Consider the following 16,965-nt stretch of genomic DNA (forward strand, 5'->3'; position numbering starts at 1 on the left):
CATGCGACAGGAGACGACTCATGGCAACCATCGTGATCGCCGGCGCCAATCGGGGCATCGGCCTGGAACTGGCGCGGCAATATGCGCAGGACGGGCATGATGTGATCCGCGCCATGCGCGGCGCGGACCGGGCCGACCCTATTTTCGGCACTACCATGGCGCTGGATGTGGCGGACGCGCAATCGGTCAGCAAGTTCGCGGCGGCGCTCGATGGCCGGCCGGTCGACCTGCTGCTCGCCAATGCTGGGGTAATCGGCCCCGAGCGTCAGAGCAGCACGGACATGGACTTCGAGGGCTTCCTGCACACGCTCGATGTGAACGTGCTCGGCCCGTTGCGGGTGATCCAGGCACTGCTGCCCAATTTGCGCAAGGCCGTTCATCCGCGCGTGGCGGTGACCTCCAGCCGCATGGGGTCGATGGCCGCGCCACAGTCCGGCCATCTCGCCTATCGCGCCTCCAAGGCCGCGGTGAACAAGGTCGTACAGTGCCTCGCGTCCGATCTGGCAGGCGAGGGGATTGCGGTGGCCTCCCTCCACCCCGGCTGGGTGCGCACCGATATGGGTGGCCCCGGCGCGGACATCGACGTCGAGACCAGCGCGGCGGGGCTGCGGCAGGTGCTCGATGGCCTGAGCATGGAGAATAGCGGCCGCTTCTGGGCCTATGATGGCGAAGTGCTGGACTGGTAATCGCCGACGCTTTCAGCCTCGCGCCTGAACCGCTCAGGCGCGGGCGATTTTTGAAGGGATAGGCGTCCGATTAGCGTCCCAGACCTTTCAGCTTGGCCATGTCAATGGCAGCGACGGCGGCCTTCAATTCGTCGATGCTGCCCGTGTCGCCCTCTGCCTCGACCATGAAGCGCTTGTCGACCGTGGTTGCGAACGATCCGTTGCCGGCGCCGCGGTCCCAGCGTTCGATGACCATATTGTCGTCCACCGTCGTGGTGCGCTCATAGCTGTCGCCATCCTCGCGACTGGATTCAACGCCCATGGCGCTTGCCATGCCGGCAATCGCGCCCATCACCGCCATATCGGAGACCTTGAGGGTGAAGCGCTTGCCAGCTGCCTCATAGCTTGCCTCGGCCTGGCTGGTGGGGTCGGCCTTGACGCTGCTGATCGCCGTGCGCTGATAGGCGCCGATGCTGGCGGGCAGGAGCGCCTGCAATTGCGCCGGAGCGACGGCTTCACGGGTCTGCGCGGCTTCCATGTCGCGCGCTGCCTGCTCGATCTTGTCGGTATCGATGTTGCCGACGCCGGGCAGGGCGATCGTCGCGCCATCCTCCGTCGTCACCGTGCCGCCGCCCAGGCTGCCCGAGGGCGAGAAGCCGAAGGTGCGGCCCACCGTGGCGGTGATCGCGCCGATGACGATATAGATCACCAGCACGCACAGCACCGTCACGATCGTGTAGGTCAGCGCCTTCTCGGGCGGCACTTTCATCAGCGGGGCCGCGCCGACATAGAAGAGATAGAAAGAATAGAGGCCGAGAATTCCAAGGAAGCTGAGTGACGGCACGATACTGAAGATGCCGGCTAGCCAACTGGCCGTCATCGAATAGGCGACGAGCTTGAAGGCGTTGCGAGAACTGCCGACGCCGCCGAATTTGGGCGCGAGCTTGTTGGCGATGAAGCTGATGAGGAACAGGCTGACCAGCGCCAGAATGAAGCTCGTCACCGCCATGGAGAGGCCGCCCATCAGCGACGGGCGATAGCTGAAGCCGAACGCGCCGAAGCCGAAGAGCTGGCCGCCGACGAAGGCCGCGATCGGGCTGATCGCCGCCAGTGGCAGGGCGTAGTTGGTGAAGATGTCACCGCTCGGCGTCGTCTCCGCCGCAATCACCGGCCATTCCGCCTTGGGCTTGAGAATGATCGCCTTCGCGCGTTCCATGAGCGATGGCGCCGTGCCACCCGTCGGTTCGATGTCCATAATCCCGTCCCCTGTTTCTGCGACTCATTGAACCATCTTGGGTCCGGGGCGCAAGTCCTTGCAAGATCGGACGTTCAGGGGGATTGCGGGGATGGCCCAGTGCCGGCGGTCTCAGTGGTGCAAAGCCTGTGGGTAACTTGCGCGCGGCCCTTTCCAGATGGGTGCCAAGGCCCCATAACAGCGGTCATGCCGCACCAGCCCTATGTTCCGCTCCGTAACCTGTCGGCCTACACCCTGCTGGAAGGCGCGATTGCGCCCAAGCAGCTTGCCGCGCGGGCCAAGGAGCTGGGCTTCCCGGCTGCGGCGCTGACCGATCGGAACGGCCTTTATGCGGCCATGGCCTTCTCCGACGCGGCCGCCAAGGCCGGCGTGCAGCCAATTATTGGCACCACGCTCGCGGTGGGACGCCCCGGCCGACCCGACAATGCGCCGGTGCAGATCGACTGGCTGGTCCTGCTGGCGCAGGATGATGTCGGCTATGGCAATCTCTGCGCGCTGGCGAGCCGCGCCCATGTCGAACGCCCTGAAATGGAGGAGGCGCATGTCTCCTTCGAGGCGCTGGAGCGCCATGCCGATGGGCTCATCTGCCTGACGGCCAGCGGCGAAGGCGCACTCGCCCGGTTGCTGGCGGAAGGCCTGCCGGAGGAAGCCGGTCGCTATCTTGGCCGGCTCTCCGCCCTCTTTGGCGATCGCCTCTATATCGAGCTGTCCCGCACCGACGATGCGATCATGGCGGCGGCGGAAGACGCGCTGATCGACCTCGCTTATGCGCGCAATCTGCCGCTCGTGGCCACCAATCCCGCTTGTTATGCCGATGCCGGCTTCCACCCGGCCCATGACGTGCTGCTCTGCATCGCCAACAGCAGCTATGTGGAGAGCGACGACCGCCCGAAAAGCTCGCCGCAAAGCTGGATGAAGCCTGCCGATGCGATGCAGCAATTGTTCGCTGATCTGCCGGAGGCCATCGCCAACACCCTCGTCGTCGCGCAGCGCTGTGCGGTGATGGCGCCCAAGCGCAAGCCAATCCTGCCCAGCCTTGCCGGCGACCGCGACGGTGAGGAGGCGCAGTTGCGCGTCGATGCGACGGCGGGTCTGGTCGGGCGCCTGCGCAAGATCCATCAGCACACGCATGGCGAAGGCGCGGCCGAGCTCGACGAAGCTGCGCTGCGGGAGAGCTATCCGGATTACTTCACCCGGCTCGATTTCGAGCTGGATATCATCATCCAGATGGGCTTCCCCGGCTACTTCCTGATCGTGGCCGACTTTATCAAATGGGCCAAGGCGCAGGATATTCCGGTGGGGCCGGGGCGTGGTTCGGGCGCTGGCTCGGTCGTCGCCTGGGCGCTGACGATCACCGATCTCGATCCGCTGGCGCTGGGCCTGCTGTTCGAGCGCTTCCTCAATCCCGAGCGCGTCTCGATGCCGGACTTCGACATCGATTTCTGCGAAACCCGGCGTGGCGAAGTCATTCGCTATGTGCAGGGCAAATATGGCCATGATCAGGTCGCGCAGATCATCACCTTCGGTACGTTGAAAGCGCGCGCGGCGCTCAAGGATACCGGCCGCGTGCTGCAGATGGGCTATAATCAGGTCGACCGGCTGGCCAAGCTGGTCCCCAATCACCCGACCGACCCGTGGACGCTGGAGCGGACGATGAACGGCTCCGCCGAGTTCGTGGCGGAGTATAAGGCGGACGGGCAGATCAAGCGGCTGGTCGATCAGGCGATGATGCTGGAGGGCCTGCCGCGCAACAGTTCTACCCACGCCGCCGGCGTGGTGATCGGCGACCGTCCGTTGTCGGAGCTGATCCCGCTCTATCGCGATCCCAAGTCCGACATGCCGGTGACCCAGTTCGACATGAAATATGTCGAGAGCGCGGGACTCGTGAAGTTCGACTTTCTGGGCCTCAAGACGCTCTCGGTGCTGCAACGCGCGGTCAAGCTGCTCGCCAAGCGCGGTGTCAGCGTCGATCTGGAAGGGCTGAGCTGGGACGACGCGAAGGTCTATGATCTGCTCAAGCGCGGCGACACGGTCGGCGTGTTCCAGCTGGAATCGGAGGGCATGCGCAAGACGCTCGCCGCGGTGAAGCCGACCAATTTCGGCGACATCATCGCGCTCGTCTCGCTCTACCGGCCAGGCCCGATGGACAATATCCCGCTCTTCGGCCGCCGCAAGAATGGCGAGGAGGCGATTGAATATCCGCACGATCTTCTCGAGCCGATCCTGAACGAGACCTACGGCATCTTCGTCTATCAGGAACAGGTGATGCAGGCCGCGCAGATCCTTGCCGGTTACTCGCTCGGCGGCGCCGACCTGCTGCGCCGCGCCATGGGCAAGAAGGTGAAGGCGGAGATGGACGCGCAGCGCGCGACCTTCGTCGAAGGCTGCAAGGCGCACAACCAGATCGACAAGAAGAAGGCCAATGAGCTGTTCGACTTGATCGACAAGTTCGCCGGTTACGGCTTCAACAAGAGCCACGCCGCAGCCTATGCGCTGCTCGCTTATCAGACGGCCTGGCTCAAGGCCCATTATCCGGCCGAATTCTACGCCGCCTCCATGGCCTTCGATATCCACCAGACGGACAAGCTGACCGTCTTCGTGGATGATATGCGCCGCATGGGGCTGACCTGCCTGCCGCCGGATATCAACGTGAGCGAAGCCGATTTCTCGGTGGAGCCGGACCCGGAGGACGCTAGCCGCCATGCCGTCCGTTATGCGCTTGGTGGCCTCAAGGGCGTGGGCGAGAAGGCGATGGAAACGCTGGTCGAGGAGCGGGTCCGAGGCGGCGCGTTTCGCGATCTCGATGATCTGGCCGGGCGGATCGAGCCGCGCCTGCTCAATCGCCGGCAGCTTGAGAGTCTCGCGGCGGCCGGCGCCTTCGACAGCCTGGGTCTGGACCGCGCGGTGGTCCATGCCGCTGCCGAGGCGCTGCTGGCGGTTGCCGCGAAAGCCGCCGAGCAGCGCGAGAGCGGGCAGGGCGGTCTGTTCGGCGGGGAGGACGTTTCCCATGCGGATGTGCCGCTGCCGGATGTGAAATGGACCGCCGTCGAGCGCATGGCGCAGGAGAAGGAGGCGTTCGGCTTCTATTTCTCGGCGCACCCCGTGGACCGCTATCGTATCCTCGCGCGCGGCAAGGGCGTGCGCAGCTATGCGGAGCTGTGCGGCCAGTCGGATGGCATTGGCGGGGGCGACCGAACCGGCGCGATGATGGCCGGGCTGATCGAGGATATACGCTGGCGCGAGACCAAGCGCGGAGCCCGCTATGCCTCGGCGACCTTCTCGGATTCCAGCGGGCAGTTCCAGGCCAGTTGCTTCGATGAGGAAAGCTGCAAGCTGCTCGCAACCCTGCACGAGAGCAACGAGTGCGCCCTGCTGACCGTGGAGCTGGATCGCCAGCCCGGTGAGGAGACCCCGCGCGTCACCGTGCGCAACGTCCAGTCCTTCGCGCGCCTCGCGGGCACGGCGCGAATGCGGATGGTCATTTCCGTCGAGGAGCCCGGCGCTATTCCTTCGCTCCGGCAGATGCTGGGCGAACGGCGCGGCGCGCGCTCGACGGTGGAGCTGGACGCGGCGCTACCCGATGGCGGGCGGGCGCGGGTCATCCTCGGCGAGGATTTCCAGCTCGATGCCGAGCTTGGCGAGCGGGTCGAAACGGTGCGCGGTGTGACCAAGGTGGTGCTCGCTCAGCACGGGCCACAGCTGGCGCTGGTCGCCTCCCGCTAGACCGTGCCTGAGGCGCGACGTGCTGCACTGCACCGCGCGGGAGCGCGAACCAACGCGGCTTTCCTCGCCTCGTGAGCACAATTGAACGCAGCGCTATTGTGCGTTTGCGAAATGTTAACCATCGCAGCGGCGGGGGTGCCATCCCGTTCATCGGGTGGCGCCGGGGGTGACTCTTAGGACTTGGGAGTTACCGATGAAAACTATGTACAAACTGCCGCTTGTCACAGCGGCGCTCATGGCCGGAGCCGCCTTGGCGGCACCATCACAGGCCGCAATCATCAGCTTCGATGGTCTCTCCGGATCGGGTGATCCGTTCACCAGCTACACGCAGGATGGGTTTACCTTCGCCAATGTGCTGGGGTCTTCCGTGGTCGATACCGGCTCGGGTAATAGCGCGCCCAGCGTCGGCTTTGGCGGCGGGACGGCGCTCAGCCTGTTCGATCTGACGGCGGGCGGCGCGAGCTTCACGCTGGACAGCTTCGATCTGGCGACCGTGGACAGCAACCTGCTCTACAGCGTGACCGGCTTTGCGGGTCAGGTGCCGGTGTTCAGCCTGCTCTCGACCTTCTCCGGGGATTTCTCCACCATCGCCGGCGCCAGCAATCTGGTCGATCGGGTCGTCTTCGGCTTCGTCGTCGGTGGCGCCTCGGCGAACATCGACAATATTGCCGTAAACGGAACCAACGCTCCGCCGGTGCCTGAGCCGGCTGTCTGGGCCATGCTGGTCATCGGCTTCGGCGCGGTTGGCTACACGTTGCGCGGTCGCAAGGCGACGATGCGCGTGTCCTTCAACTGATCTGACATAACCGAAGGGCGGTCTGTTCATCGCAGCATGCTGAACAGATCGCCCTGATCAGACGGCGGCACGAACAGATCGCGCCGCAGCGCAAGGCGGCCCTTGCCAAGGCCATGGCGTGCCTGAGCGACACGGAAGCGCGTGCCGATTAGCTCCGCATAAGCCCCGGACCCACGCATGCGCGTGCCGAAATTGGGATCATTGTCGCGCCCGCTGCGCATCGACTGAATGAGGCTCATCACCTTGGCGGCCCGGTCTGGATAATGGGCATCGAGCCACTCCCGGAACAGCGGCGCGACCTCGAAGGGCAGTCGCACCGGAATGAACGAGACCGATTGCGCGCCCGCCTCTGCGGCCGCCGCGACAAGTGCTTCGATCTCATGATCGTTGATCGCCGGGATCATCGGTGACAGGCTGGCATGGGCCGGCACCCCCGCCTGTGAGAGCCCGCGGATCGCCGCGAGCCGACTGGCAGGCGAGGGCGCGCGCGGCTCCAGCTTGCGGTGCAGCCCGGCATCCAGTGTCGTCAGCGAAATCGCCACCGCGACCAGCCCCTGCGCTGCCATTGGCCGCAGCAAATCGAGATCCCGCTGCACCCGATTGGATTTGGTGGTAATCATCAGCGGATGGCGGCAGTCCGCCAGCACCTCGATGCACGCCCGCGTGATGCGATACCGCGCCTCGATAGGCTGATAGGGGTCGGTGTTTGTCCCCATCGCAATGGTCTTCACCACATAAGCGCGCCTGGCGAGTTCCTGCCGCAGCAGCTTGGCTGCATCCGGCTTGGCGAACAACCGGCTCTCGAAGTCCAGCCCCGGCGAGAGATCGAACCGGGCATGGCTCGGCCGCGCAAAGCAATAAATGCACCCATGTTCGCAGCCCCGATAGGCATTCACCGATTGTTCAAAGCCAATGTCAGGGGAATTGTTGCGGGTGATGATCGTGCGCGCCTGCTCCAGCGTCACGGTGGTGCGCAGGGGTGGCGGCTGGTCCTCCTCGTCCGCCAGTCGCGCATCCAGCCAGTCGCCATCGACCTCGCGCGCGGGCAGGTGGAAGCGGCTCGATACCTCATTGGCCGGGGCGCCGCGCCCCTTGATCGCAGTCATGCGCCAATAGAACATATGAAGAACATATCCGCAATAGGCTTTGCGGTGTGGTGATGTCCGCTTCATCGCGATAAGGCCGTGGCCGTAACGAGCAAATGGGGACGACGATGAAGACGACCGCTTGGATTTCCGCTGCAGCATGTGCGTTTGTGATGATGGCGGAGCCCGCTCATGCGGCCGATGAGGAACCGTGCGGCAAGGGGCTTGTCTGCGCAAATGCGCCCGAGACGGTGGTGAAGGCGATCCAGGACGCCGGCTACAAGGCCAGCCTGAGCCAGAGTGAGTCCACCGGCAACCCGATGATCACCAGCGCGGCGAGCGGCTACAACTTCAACATCTATTTTTATGAATGCGAGGACGGGAAGAACTGCGCCTCGCTGCACTTCTCGACCAGCTTCGTGGATGACGGCAAGAACACGCCAGAGCTCGCCAATTTGTGGAACCGCAAGAACCGGTTCAGCCAGATGGCGGTGGACGAGGATGGCTCGCTCGACCTGACTTATGACGTGACGACCTATGGGGGCCTGACCCAGCGCAATTTCGCCGATGTCGTAGACTGGTGGCAGACGATGCTCGGCGCCCTCAACAGCTTCTTCCGCGAGCAGGGCCATATCGAGTGACGGGCTTGCGCTTGTGGGGCAGGGGCGATAGGTTCTCATTTCGTTCCTGTTTTGCCGCGAGTTGCCGTGACCGTTGAAAGCCTTGTTCTCAGTCTGCTTCTTCTGCTGGTCGGGCTTGCCGCCGGCTGGTTGATGCGCGCCCGCGTGGCTGCACCGGTCGAGGCCGAGCGCAAGGCTCTCGCCGACCGACTCGCCACCCTTGAGGATATGCGCAACGCCGCGCTGCGCGACCTCGCGGTGGCGGCGAGCCGGGCGGAAGAGACCGAAGCCTTGCGTGCGAAACTGGAGGACACCGATCGCGCGCGTGACGAGGCCGAACGGATGCTCGCGGCAGTCCAGGCCGATCAGAAGGCGCGGATGGAGGGCTTCGAGGCCCAGATTCGCGCGCTGGGTGAGGCGCGCGAGCAATTGTCTGCGCAGTTCAGTGAGACCGCCGGCAAGTTGCTGAACGAGGCGCAACGTTTGCTCATCGAGCGCGCCGACCAGCGCTTCCATCAGGCCCATGAGAAGAGCGAGGCCAGCCTCAAGGCGCTGCTGCAGCCGGTCGAGACCACGCTCAAGCGCTATGAGGAAGGCCTGGGCAAGGTCGAGAAGGAGCGGGTGGATAGCTACGCCGCGCTCCGCGAGGCCGTTGAGCAGGTTCGGCTGGGCAGTGCCGAGGCGCGGGTGGAGACGGCGCGACTGGTGAATGCGCTGCGCTCCAGCCCCAAGGCGCGCGGGCGCTGGGGCGAACAGCAATTGCGTAACGTCCTGGAAATGGCGGGCCTCAGCCAGTTCGCCGATTTCCGCTCAGAAGTTTCGGTGGATACTGCTGACGGGCGCTTGCGCCCGGACGTGATCGTGCGTCTGCCCGGGGGGCGGCAACTCATCATCGACGCCAAATGCTCGCTCAACGCCTATCTGGAAGCGGTCGACGCCGTGGACGAGGTGGTGCGGGCCGGGCATCTCAAGGCCCATGCCGGCGCGATCCGCAACCACGCCCAGCAGCTTGGCGCCAAGGATTACTGGACGCGCTTCGGCGATGCGGCGGACTATGTCGTGATGTTCATCCCCGGCGAGCATTTCCTCGCGGCGGCGCTGGAGCAGGATGACGGCCTGTGGGAATGGGCCTTCGAGAAGCGCGTGCTGCTGGCCACGCCGACCAATCTGGTCGCCATTGCGCGCACGGTGGCAAGCGTCTGGCGGCAGGAGAAAATGGCCGAACAGACCCAGCAGATCGCGGCGCTCGGCAAGGAGATGTATGAGCGGCTGGCGGTGGCCGCCGGGCATCTTTCTTCGCTCGGCCGCAGCCTCAATGGCTCGGTTTCCAGCTATAATAAATTCGTCTCCAGCTTCGAAAATCGCGTGTTGGTGACCGGGCGACGCTTCAAGGATCTAAGTGTCGAAACCGGATCGCGGGAGATCGACGCGATCGAGCCGGTCGAAGCGCTTGGGCGCTTGCCGGCGCCATCACCGGGCGAGGGCGCCGCTCAGGAGGCCGATGCCACGGCCGACGAGCAAGTCACCGGGCGCGCGGACTAGCGTCGTTCGACCACGCGGCCTTCCGAAAGCGACGCCAGCACGATCTCGCGCACAGCGTGCAGATCCTCGACGATGTGGGCGCAAAGGTCCTGCATTTCCGCTGTGGTTGCCATTAGATCCGGCACCATCACCGTCATCATGCCTGCCGCGGCTGCCGAGCGCACGCCATTGTGCGAATCCTCAAGGGCAAGGCAATCGGCCGGCGAGACGCGCAGCCGCTCGGCCGCGAGGAGATAGGGATCGGGCGCCGGTTTTCCCGCCTGATAATCGCCGAACGCGACGACATGCATGAACCGATCCGCCAAACCATGATGTGCCAGATGATGCCGGACTTGCTCATGGCCGGAGGACGTCGCGATTGCGCGGAGTAATCCCGCCGCATCAAGCACATCGAGCAGCGCTTCCACGCCGGGCTTGAGCGGCAAGTCCTGCGCGACGAAAAGATCGAAATGCGCCCGCACGCGATGCCGAAAATCATCGGCCGGAAAATCGCCGCCGAAATGGTCGAGCAATTGCTGGCGCGCCGTCGGCCATGGGCATCCCAATGTGGCATTGAACAGCGCTTCGGTGATCGCATGGCCGCCCTCATCGCCGGCGGCAAACATCGCCGCGCGATAGAGCGTCTCGGTGTCGAACAGCACGCCGTCCATATCGAACACCACGGCTTTGGGGGGGCGGTCCAGCTTCATGCTCGCCTCATAAGCAGAGAGCAGGCGGGTTGGAAGCGCTTCGGCTCACTGCCCTTCCAAGGCGCGCAAAAGCGCCTATGATCGTGGCCGTCACGGGGCAGAAGGAACGGGCATGTCTTTCAATGAAGCGTCGAACGAAGCTATTCCGGCCTCCCATATAGACGCGACCATCGATGCGGCGCTGCCTGAACTGCTGGAGATCTACCGCGACCTGCACGCCAATCCGGAGCTGAGCTTTCAGGAGGTGCGCACTGCGGCGACGCTGGCGGCGCGAATGCGGGCGCTTGGCTTTGCCGTTACCGAGCAGGTCGGGCAGACGGGCGTCGTGGCTGTGCTGGAGAACGGCCCCGGCCCGGTGGTGATGATCCGCGCCGACATGGATGCGCTTCCGCTCGAGGAAAAGACCGGTCTGCCCTACGCCTCAAGGGTCCGGGCGACGACGCGCGACGGCATCGAGAGCCCGGTGATGCACGCCTGCGGCCACGATACGCACATGACGGCCTGGACCGGCGCGGCGCAGGCGCTGATTGGGCTGCGGGCGCGATGGTCGGGGACGCTGGTGATGATCCTGCAGCCGGCCGAGGAGATCGGCCTGGGTGCCAAGGCCATGCTGGACGATGGCCTGTTCACGCGCTTCCCCAAGCCAAGCCATGTCCTTGCCTTCCATGACAGCGCCGAGCTTGCATCCGGCACCATCGGCTACACGCCGGGTTGGATATTGGCGAATGTGGACAGTGTGGACCTCACCGTGCGCGGCCAGGGCGGCCATGGCGCCTATCCACACAAGACCATCGACCCGATCGTGATCGCCGCGCGCATCGTCACCAGCCTGCAGACGCTGGTCAGCCGCGAGTGCGATCCGCAGGAGGCGGCCGTGGTCACGGTCGGCAGCTTCGTCGCCGGCGCCAAGCACAATGTCATACCGGATGAGGCAAAGCTGCTGATCACCGTGCGCAGCTATTCCGATGAGACCCGCGCGCGCCTGCTGGGCGGCATCGAGCGGATTGCGCGGGGCGAGGCGATGGCGGCCGGTGTGCCGGAGGACCGGATGCCGATCATGGCGGTGGAGCAGGATTACACGCCGGCGACCTACAACACGCCGCAGTTCAGCGATCATGTCGCGGGCGTGCTGCGCGCCCATTTCGGTGCCGATCGGGTGCGGAAGGTGCCCTCGGTGATGGGCGGCGAGGATTTCGGTCAATATCACCGCGCCGATAGCAGCATCGAGAGCATGATCTTCTGGGTCGGCGGGGTGGACCCCGACAAGGTGGCCGCCGCGCAGCGTGGCGAGATCAGCCTGCCGTCGCTCCACAGCCCGCTCTGGGCACCCGATCCCCATGCGGTGATCGGCACGGCCGCAAAGGCGCTGACGGTGGCGGCGCTGGATATTTTTGGGAAGTCGTAGGCTGACTTTGCTGAGGGCGTGGCTTATGCTTTTCGGTTCGATATACGTTGGTCCGAAACAGCAAAATGCGGACCTTTAGGTCAGACATCGAAATGCTGATCAAGAAGCTCCTCCTCCCCCTGCTGATCATGTTCACTGCGGCTTGCTCTAACGCGCCGCCAGATGACCAGTCCACGACCGATGCGCCGTCTCACGCCGCCCAGACGCAGGCGGAAGTCGCACCTATCGGCCGCGTCAATGACTTCGCCAACATCATTCCAGACAAGCAAGAAGCGGCACTTTCCAAGCGTCTGGCGCGGTTTGAAGAGACCACCCGTCACCAAATGGTTGTGGTGACCGTCAAATCTCTAGGCGGGCGGGATGTTTCAGATTTCACCCGTGACCTTGCCAATGCATGGGGGATCGGCCGCAAGGATTATAATGACGGCGTGGTTCTTCTTGTCGCGCCTCACGAGCGGCAGGTGCGAATCGCGGTTGGCTATGGGTTGGAACAAGCGTTGCCCAACTCACTTTGCAAAAAGATCATCGCCGAACGGATATTGCCGCGCTTCCGAGCGGGGCAGATGAGCATCGGGATTGACGCCGGTGTGAGCGCCTTAATGGACACTTTGACAGCGTCGCGCTGAGCAGCCGGCCTTACGCTCGTCTGTCAAGATCACGCGCGCCTCAATAATGTGGTTTGCCGTCGTCGCCGCCAAACCCGGACTGCGGCGAGAAGTTTTCCGCGTGGGCCGGGGGCGGCGGTGCGGGGACATCCTCGGCGACCGGCTCGGGAAGCGAGACGCGGGCGGACTCCACATCCAGCGTCGGGTTGGCATCGAAGAGGGGATCGGTCGATCCGGGCGCCTGTTCTACCACCGGCGGGGGCGGTGCCTCCGCGACCGGTTCGGACTGCGCCTGTTCCACCGACGGTTCTGGGGCCTGCCCGCCGTTTGCTGCAATCTCTGCCGCCGGGTCCGAAGGGAGGACATTGCTGATGCCCATCACAAGCATCGGGCCACCGATGACGAAGGCGAGGGCGATCAGCAGATAGATGCGGTTGGGCATGAATGGCTCCGGCTCGTCCGGTCTTCGCGGACGTGGGCATGATAAGCAAACAGGCTTAGCATCCGGTAAAAATCGGCATCGCGCACGGGCAGTCTGCGACGTTCAGCATATTTTTGCTATTTGACCATAAGTCGGACGGGTGTCGGATCATCTTACACTGACCTGTAAAGCGGGATGGCGGCGCTGCGGCGTGGGCGGCGTGATCTTCACGGCCGCGCAGTCGCTTAGCCCGGGGGGGGGATGCACATGGCTGTCTGGCTGATTGCCGGCCATCTGGGTCACGCGCTCGCGGCGATCCTGTTCGCCACGCTCGCGATCCTGATTTCGCGGCAGCCCCACCGGATTGCCGCGCCGCAGTTCGTCATCGTCGCGCTGGCGCTGACGGCGCTATGGTCGCTGCGGCACGCCTTTGTCGGCTTCAGCCCGCTCGGCCAATTGAGCGATGGAGTCACCGAGACCATGCGCAACGCGGCCTGGCTGGCGGCACTGGCCAGCCTTTCGCGGGTCTGGCGACCGGGCGGGCGGGCCGGCCCCAAGGTCGTGGTGCTGGCTCTGGCGCTTGTGCTCGCTGTTCAGCTGATTTTCGATCTGCAGATGGGCGAAGGCATTCGGTTTGATCGCCGCATTCTCGTTTATTTCGAAATGACCTGGATGTTGCGCGCTGCCTTCGCTCTGGGCGCGCTGCTCCTCCTGTTTCGCTGGAATACCGGGCGCGGTGACCCGGAATCGGCCCGCCGCGAGGGCTGGCTGGCCGCCGCGCTGGCCTGCATGTGGGCCTATGATTTCAACCATTATCTGCTGGTCTGGTTCGCCGAAGGGAGCATGACCCCGCTCGCGCCGATGCGCGGGTTCGTGATGGCGGTGCTGGCGATCATGCTCGCATTGGGCCTGCGCAGCGACGGCACGCGCGCCTTCGCGCTCTCGCGCACACTGAAGACCCGGCTCGTCTCTGCAGGCCTCGCGCTGTTCTATATCTGCGTCATCCTGCTGCTGGTCGGCTTGCTGAGCGGCATGAGCGCTCCCATGGCGCGCATCGTCCAGTTCGCGCTCCTGTTCACCCTTGCCGTCGCGGTCCTGGCCTTTCTGCCGTCGGCATCCATGCGCTCCTGGCTGCGGGGCGAAATCTCCAAGCATGTGTTCGCGCATCGATATGACTATCGCAGCCTCTGGCTCCGCTTCTCCGCCACGATGGATGGCGGAGACACGGATGACACCAGCCTCGATTGCCGGATCGCGCGGGCGATTACCCAGGCGGTCGATGCGCCTGCCGGTGCGCTGTATCTGAGGCAGGATGAGCATCTGGTCCGCGTCTGCGCCTATGCGTGGCCAGAGGCTAGCGCCCCGCCGCTGACCCTGCCACTCGCCGTCACCGACCGGATGGTTCCGGCCGGAAAGATCCTCGACATCGCGCGTGAGGGGCATGATCTGGGCGACCTTCTCCCCGCCTCGATGCTGGAGAGCCGTATCGCTTGGGCACTTGCGCCGCTCATCTGCCGCGATGAGATCATCGGCGTGATGCTGCTGGCCGCACCGCCACGTTCTCGCGCGCTCGACTGGGAGGATTTTGACGTTCTGCGCGTCGTCTGCGGTGAAGCTGCCGCTCGCGTCGCGGAGGAGCGCCATCGCGAGGCTTTGGCCGAAGCGCAGCGGTTCGAAGAGTTCAACCGCCGCTTCGCCTTCATCCTGCACGATCTCAAGAATCTCGTGAGCCAGATGACGCTGCTGGCCGGCAACGCCCGCCGCCACGCAGACAATCCGGCGTTCCGGGAGGATATGATCCTGACGCTGGAAGAAACTTCATCGCGGATGAACGACCTCATCCAGCGCCTTGGGCGCGGCGGGCAGGCGCGCCCGTCCGAGCGCGAGGAGCTGCTGCTGGGGCCATGGCTCGGCGATCTCGCCCGCGCCTGGGCCGGCGGCACGCGCAATGTCGTCGTGGAGGGTGCGCTCGACCAGCAGGTGATCGTCGACGCGGACAATCTGCAGCGCGCGCTCACTCATCTCGTGCGCAATGCCATCGAAGCCAGCGCGGATGGTGCCTTGGTGCGGATCGTCGTGGAGCAGGGCGATGCCACGCTGGATCTTCACGTTATCGATCGGGGCAGGGGGATGAGCGCCGCCTTCATGCGCGACCGTCTGTTCCGCCCCTTCAGCTCCACCAAAGCCAATGGATTTGGCCTTGGCGCACATGAGACGCGCGCGCTGGTCGAGGCGATGGGCGGCCGGCTGCTCGTCCAGAGTGTCGAGGGAGAAGGCAGCCAGTTCACGATCCGGCTGCCAGTTACCAGCCCAAGTGAGAACGCAACAGACATGCCGATGCGGAGTGCGATGTGATGGGGGATAGTCGCCCGAAATTGCTGATCGTCGAAGATGATCCAGGTCTGCAGCGCCAGTTGCGCTGGTCCTATGACGGTTATCACATCCTGATCGCCGGCGACCGGGAGGAGGCGATGGACATCCTGCGCGCAGAAGCGCCGCCCGTGGTCACGCTCGATCTGGGGTTGCCGCCGGACCCGGATGGAATCACCGAAGGCATGGCCGCGCTGGCGCAGATCCTCGCCGAAGCCCCGGCGACAAAGGTGATCGTAGCGTCCGGTCAGGGCGACCGCGCCAGTGCCCGGCGTGCGATCGGGCAGGGGGCGTGGGATTTCTACCAGAAGCCGCTCGACATCGACTCGCTGGGGCACATCGTCGCGCGCGCCTTTCACGTCCACACGCTGGAGCAGGAGAACCGGCGGCTTGCCGAGGCGGTCCCCGCCGATGCGCGGGTGCTCGGGCATATGATCACGGCATCGCCCGAAATGCTCAAGGTCGCGCGCATGATCGAACGGGTGGCGAGCGCCAGCGTGTCCGTGATGCTGCTTGGCGCCAGCGGCACTGGCAAGGAGTTGCTCGCGCGCGGCCGGCACGAAAAGAGCGACCGCGCCGCCGGGCCGTTCGTCGCGATCAACTGCGCGGCGATCCCTGAGACGCTGCTGGAAAGCGAACTGTTCGGGCACGAGAAGGGTGCATTCACCGGTGCAGTCAAAACCACGCCCGGCAAGATCGAGCAGGCGCAGGGCGGTACGCTGTTCCTCGATGAAGTGGGCGACATTCCGCTGGCCCTGCAGGTGAAGCTGCTGCGCTTCTTGCAGGAGCGGACCATCGAGCGGATCGGCGGACGCCAGCAGATCGCGGTCGATTGCCGGATCGTCTGCGCGACCCACCAGAATCTAGAGGAGATGATCGCCCAGAGCCGCTTCCGCGAGGATCTCTATTATCGTCTGGCGGAGATCATCGTGCGCATCCCCGCTCTGGCGGAGCGAACCGGCGATGCCGTGCTGCTCGCGCGCCACTTCGTCGCCCGCTTCGCCCCGGAACTGAATGCACAGGTGCGCGGCCTGGCAGGCGATGCCATCGCCGCCATTGATGCCTGGCATTGGCCAGGCAATGTGCGGGAGCTGGAAAACCGCGTCAAACGCGCGGTCATCCTGGCCGAGGGCAAGATGGTCACCGCAGGCGATCTTGATCTGGATGGAGCAGCCGGCGAGGATGGCCCGGTGGTGAATCTGCGCGCGGTCCGCGAGGCGGCCGATCAGGCGGCGATCCGGCGGGCGATCGCCCGGTCCGAGGGCAATATCTCAGGCGCGGCACGAATGCTGGGAGTGAGCCGGCCGACGCTCTACGATCTCATGAAAAGCTATAATCTTCAGAGTTGAGCGGCCCGTGCCGGAGCGACATTGTGGCCACTCCGGCGCGTCCAAACTCAATCGCCGATCAGCGGCAGCGCGCGCCGCTGCGCTCGATTTCCCGACCGAGCAAGGCGCCACCGGCCGCTCCAAGCACGGTGCCGAGCGTGCGGTCGCCGCGCGTATCGATGGTCCGGCCGAGCAGTGCGCCACCGGCTGCGCCGATGATCAGGCCCGTCGTGCCGTTGGCGCGCTTGCAATAATAGCGGCCATCGTCGCCGCGCCATGTGCGCGTGTCGCGGGTGATCGGGCGGGGCTCGCGATAATAGCCGCGGTCGTCATACATACGGCTGGCGCCGTGCCCGTGCCGATGCTTGCTCTTATGGGCTTCCGCAGGGGCTGCGCTCATCATCACGCCGACAGCGGCGAGGGTAGCAAGGGCGGTCTTGATCATGTCTTGTCTCCGTTTA

Annotated in this window: 14 protein-coding genes; 9 read left to right on the forward strand and 5 right to left on the reverse strand. The window is 64.9% G+C overall.

Annotated features, from left to right (window positions below; all coding sequences use genetic code 11):
• Positions 1–20 precede the first annotated feature (20 nt).
• A complete protein-coding gene (locus M2342_RS08640; protein ID WP_264578774.1) occupies positions 21–686 on the forward strand; it encodes an SDR family oxidoreductase in 666 nt (221 codons plus the stop codon).
• 70 nt (positions 687–756) lie between these two features.
• Here the strand turns inward: M2342_RS08640 and M2342_RS08645 are convergent, their stop codons facing one another.
• Entirely contained in the window at positions 757–1,920 is a 1,164-nt protein-coding gene (locus tag M2342_RS08645) for a Yip1 family protein (protein WP_264578775.1), read from the reverse strand.
• A gap of 186 nt (positions 1,921–2,106) precedes the next feature.
• On the opposite strand from M2342_RS08645, the gene dnaE reads away from it, so the two are divergent.
• Both dnaE and M2342_RS08655 read left to right on the forward strand, forming a co-directional pair.
• Positions 2,107–5,643, forward strand: coding sequence for a DNA polymerase III subunit alpha (dnaE, locus tag M2342_RS08650; RefSeq protein WP_264578776.1), 3,537 nt, complete (start codon positions 2,107–2,109; stop codon positions 5,641–5,643).
• Between the two features lie 193 nt (positions 5,644–5,836).
• Positions 5,837–6,439 (forward strand): PEPxxWA-CTERM sorting domain-containing protein, encoded by a 603-nt coding sequence (locus tag M2342_RS08655; protein WP_181559524.1) that lies wholly within the window; start codon positions 5,837–5,839, stop codon positions 6,437–6,439.
• Positions 6,440–6,465: 26 nt separating this feature from the next.
• Here the strand turns inward: M2342_RS08655 and M2342_RS08660 are convergent, their stop codons facing one another.
• The gene (locus M2342_RS08660) at positions 6,466–7,545 is read right to left on the reverse strand and encodes a PA0069 family radical SAM protein (protein ID WP_264580019.1); all 1,080 of its coding nucleotides are present in this window, start codon (positions 7,543–7,545) and stop codon (positions 6,466–6,468) included.
• A gap of 107 nt (positions 7,546–7,652) precedes the next feature.
• Here M2342_RS08660 and M2342_RS08665 point away from each other — a divergent pair, with 107 nt between their 5' ends.
• Together M2342_RS08665 and rmuC are read left to right on the forward strand one after the other, a co-directional pair.
• Entirely contained in the window at positions 7,653–8,165 is a 513-nt protein-coding gene (locus tag M2342_RS08665) for a YbjN domain-containing protein (protein WP_264578777.1), read from the forward strand.
• Between the two features lie 132 nt (positions 8,166–8,297).
• Positions 8,298–9,686 (forward strand): DNA recombination protein RmuC, encoded by a 1,389-nt coding sequence (gene rmuC / locus M2342_RS08670; protein WP_413715164.1) that lies wholly within the window; start codon positions 8,298–8,300, stop codon positions 9,684–9,686.
• On the opposite strand, the gene M2342_RS08675 is transcribed toward rmuC, so the two are convergent.
• Complete coding sequence (locus M2342_RS08675; protein WP_264578779.1) at positions 9,683–10,375, reverse strand: HAD family hydrolase; 693 nt, start codon at positions 10,373–10,375, stop codon at positions 9,683–9,685. The genes rmuC and M2342_RS08675 overlap by 4 nt on opposite strands.
• 112 nt (positions 10,376–10,487) lie before the next feature.
• On the opposite strand from M2342_RS08675, the gene M2342_RS08680 reads away from it, so the two are divergent.
• Both M2342_RS08680 and M2342_RS08685 read left to right on the forward strand, forming a co-directional pair.
• The gene (locus tag M2342_RS08680; RefSeq protein ID WP_264578780.1) at positions 10,488–11,780 is read left to right on the forward strand and encodes an amidohydrolase; all 1,293 of its coding nucleotides are present in this window, start codon (positions 10,488–10,490) and stop codon (positions 11,778–11,780) included.
• A 92-nt stretch (positions 11,781–11,872) separates the two neighbouring features.
• On the forward strand, positions 11,873–12,406 hold the full coding sequence (locus tag M2342_RS08685; protein ID WP_264578781.1) for a TPM domain-containing protein: 534 nt from the start codon (positions 11,873–11,875) through the stop codon (positions 12,404–12,406).
• A gap of 40 nt (positions 12,407–12,446) precedes the next feature.
• On the opposite strand, the gene M2342_RS08690 is transcribed toward M2342_RS08685, so the two are convergent.
• Complete coding sequence (locus tag M2342_RS08690; protein ID WP_264578782.1) at positions 12,447–12,827, reverse strand: hypothetical protein; 381 nt, start codon at positions 12,825–12,827, stop codon at positions 12,447–12,449.
• A 246-nt stretch (positions 12,828–13,073) separates the two neighbouring features.
• Between M2342_RS08690 and prsK the strand changes: the two genes are divergently transcribed.
• Positions 13,074–15,161, forward strand: a complete 2,088-nt coding sequence (prsK, locus tag M2342_RS08695) for an XrtA/PEP-CTERM system histidine kinase PrsK (protein WP_264578783.1) — start codon at positions 13,074–13,076, stop codon at positions 15,159–15,161.
• Positions 15,161–16,525: a PEP-CTERM-box response regulator transcription factor gene (prsR, locus tag M2342_RS08700; protein ID WP_264578784.1), complete on the forward strand. Its 1,365-nt coding sequence runs from the start codon at positions 15,161–15,163 to the stop codon at positions 16,523–16,525. Before prsK ends, prsR begins: the two co-directional genes overlap by 1 nt.
• A gap of 58 nt (positions 16,526–16,583) precedes the next feature.
• Here prsR and M2342_RS08705 read toward each other — a convergent pair whose 3' ends face one another.
• Positions 16,584–16,949, reverse strand: coding sequence for a glycine zipper 2TM domain-containing protein (locus M2342_RS08705; protein WP_181559532.1), 366 nt, complete (start codon positions 16,947–16,949; stop codon positions 16,584–16,586).
• Positions 16,950–16,965 lie beyond the last annotated feature (16 nt).

Source organism: Sphingobium sp. B8D3A (assembly GCF_025961995.1).
Classification (GTDB): domain Bacteria; phylum Pseudomonadota; class Alphaproteobacteria; order Sphingomonadales; family Sphingomonadaceae; genus Sphingobium.

What these genes read in the sequence shown, in the direction of transcription:
- M2342_RS08680 (WP_264578780.1), top strand. Translation starts at nt 10,488, where the DNA reads ATGTCTTTCAATGAAGCGTCGAACGAAGCTATTCCGGCCTCCCATATA.
- M2342_RS08685 (WP_264578781.1), top strand. Translation starts at nt 11,873, where the DNA reads ATGCTGATCAAGAAGCTCCTCCTCCCCCTGCTGATCATGTTCACTGCG.
- M2342_RS08655 (WP_181559524.1), top strand. Translation starts at nt 5,837, where the DNA reads ATGAAAACTATGTACAAACTGCCGCTTGTCACAGCGGCGCTCATGGCC.
- rmuC (WP_413715164.1), top strand. Translation starts at nt 8,298, where the DNA reads ATGCGCGCCCGCGTGGCTGCACCGGTCGAGGCCGAGCGCAAGGCTCTC.
- M2342_RS08640 (WP_264578774.1), top strand. Translation starts at nt 21, where the DNA reads ATGGCAACCATCGTGATCGCCGGCGCCAATCGGGGCATCGGCCTGGAA.
- prsR (WP_264578784.1), top strand. Translation starts at nt 15,161, where the DNA reads ATGGGGGATAGTCGCCCGAAATTGCTGATCGTCGAAGATGATCCAGGT.
- M2342_RS08675 (WP_264578779.1), bottom strand. Translation starts at nt 10,375, where the DNA reads ATGAAGCTGGACCGCCCCCCCAAAGCCGTGGTGTTCGATATGGACGGC.
- dnaE (WP_264578776.1), top strand. Translation starts at nt 2,107, where the DNA reads ATGCCGCACCAGCCCTATGTTCCGCTCCGTAACCTGTCGGCCTACACC.
- M2342_RS08660 (WP_264580019.1), bottom strand. Translation starts at nt 7,545, where the DNA reads ATGACTGCGATCAAGGGGCGCGGCGCCCCGGCCAATGAGGTATCGAGC.
- M2342_RS08645 (WP_264578775.1), bottom strand. Translation starts at nt 1,920, where the DNA reads ATGGACATCGAACCGACGGGTGGCACGGCGCCATCGCTCATGGAACGC.
- M2342_RS08705 (WP_181559532.1), bottom strand. Translation starts at nt 16,949, where the DNA reads ATGATCAAGACCGCCCTTGCTACCCTCGCCGCTGTCGGCGTGATGATG.
- prsK (WP_264578783.1), top strand. Translation starts at nt 13,074, where the DNA reads ATGGCTGTCTGGCTGATTGCCGGCCATCTGGGTCACGCGCTCGCGGCG.
- M2342_RS08690 (WP_264578782.1), bottom strand. Translation starts at nt 12,827, where the DNA reads ATGCCCAACCGCATCTATCTGCTGATCGCCCTCGCCTTCGTCATCGGT.
- M2342_RS08665 (WP_264578777.1), top strand. Translation starts at nt 7,653, where the DNA reads ATGAAGACGACCGCTTGGATTTCCGCTGCAGCATGTGCGTTTGTGATG.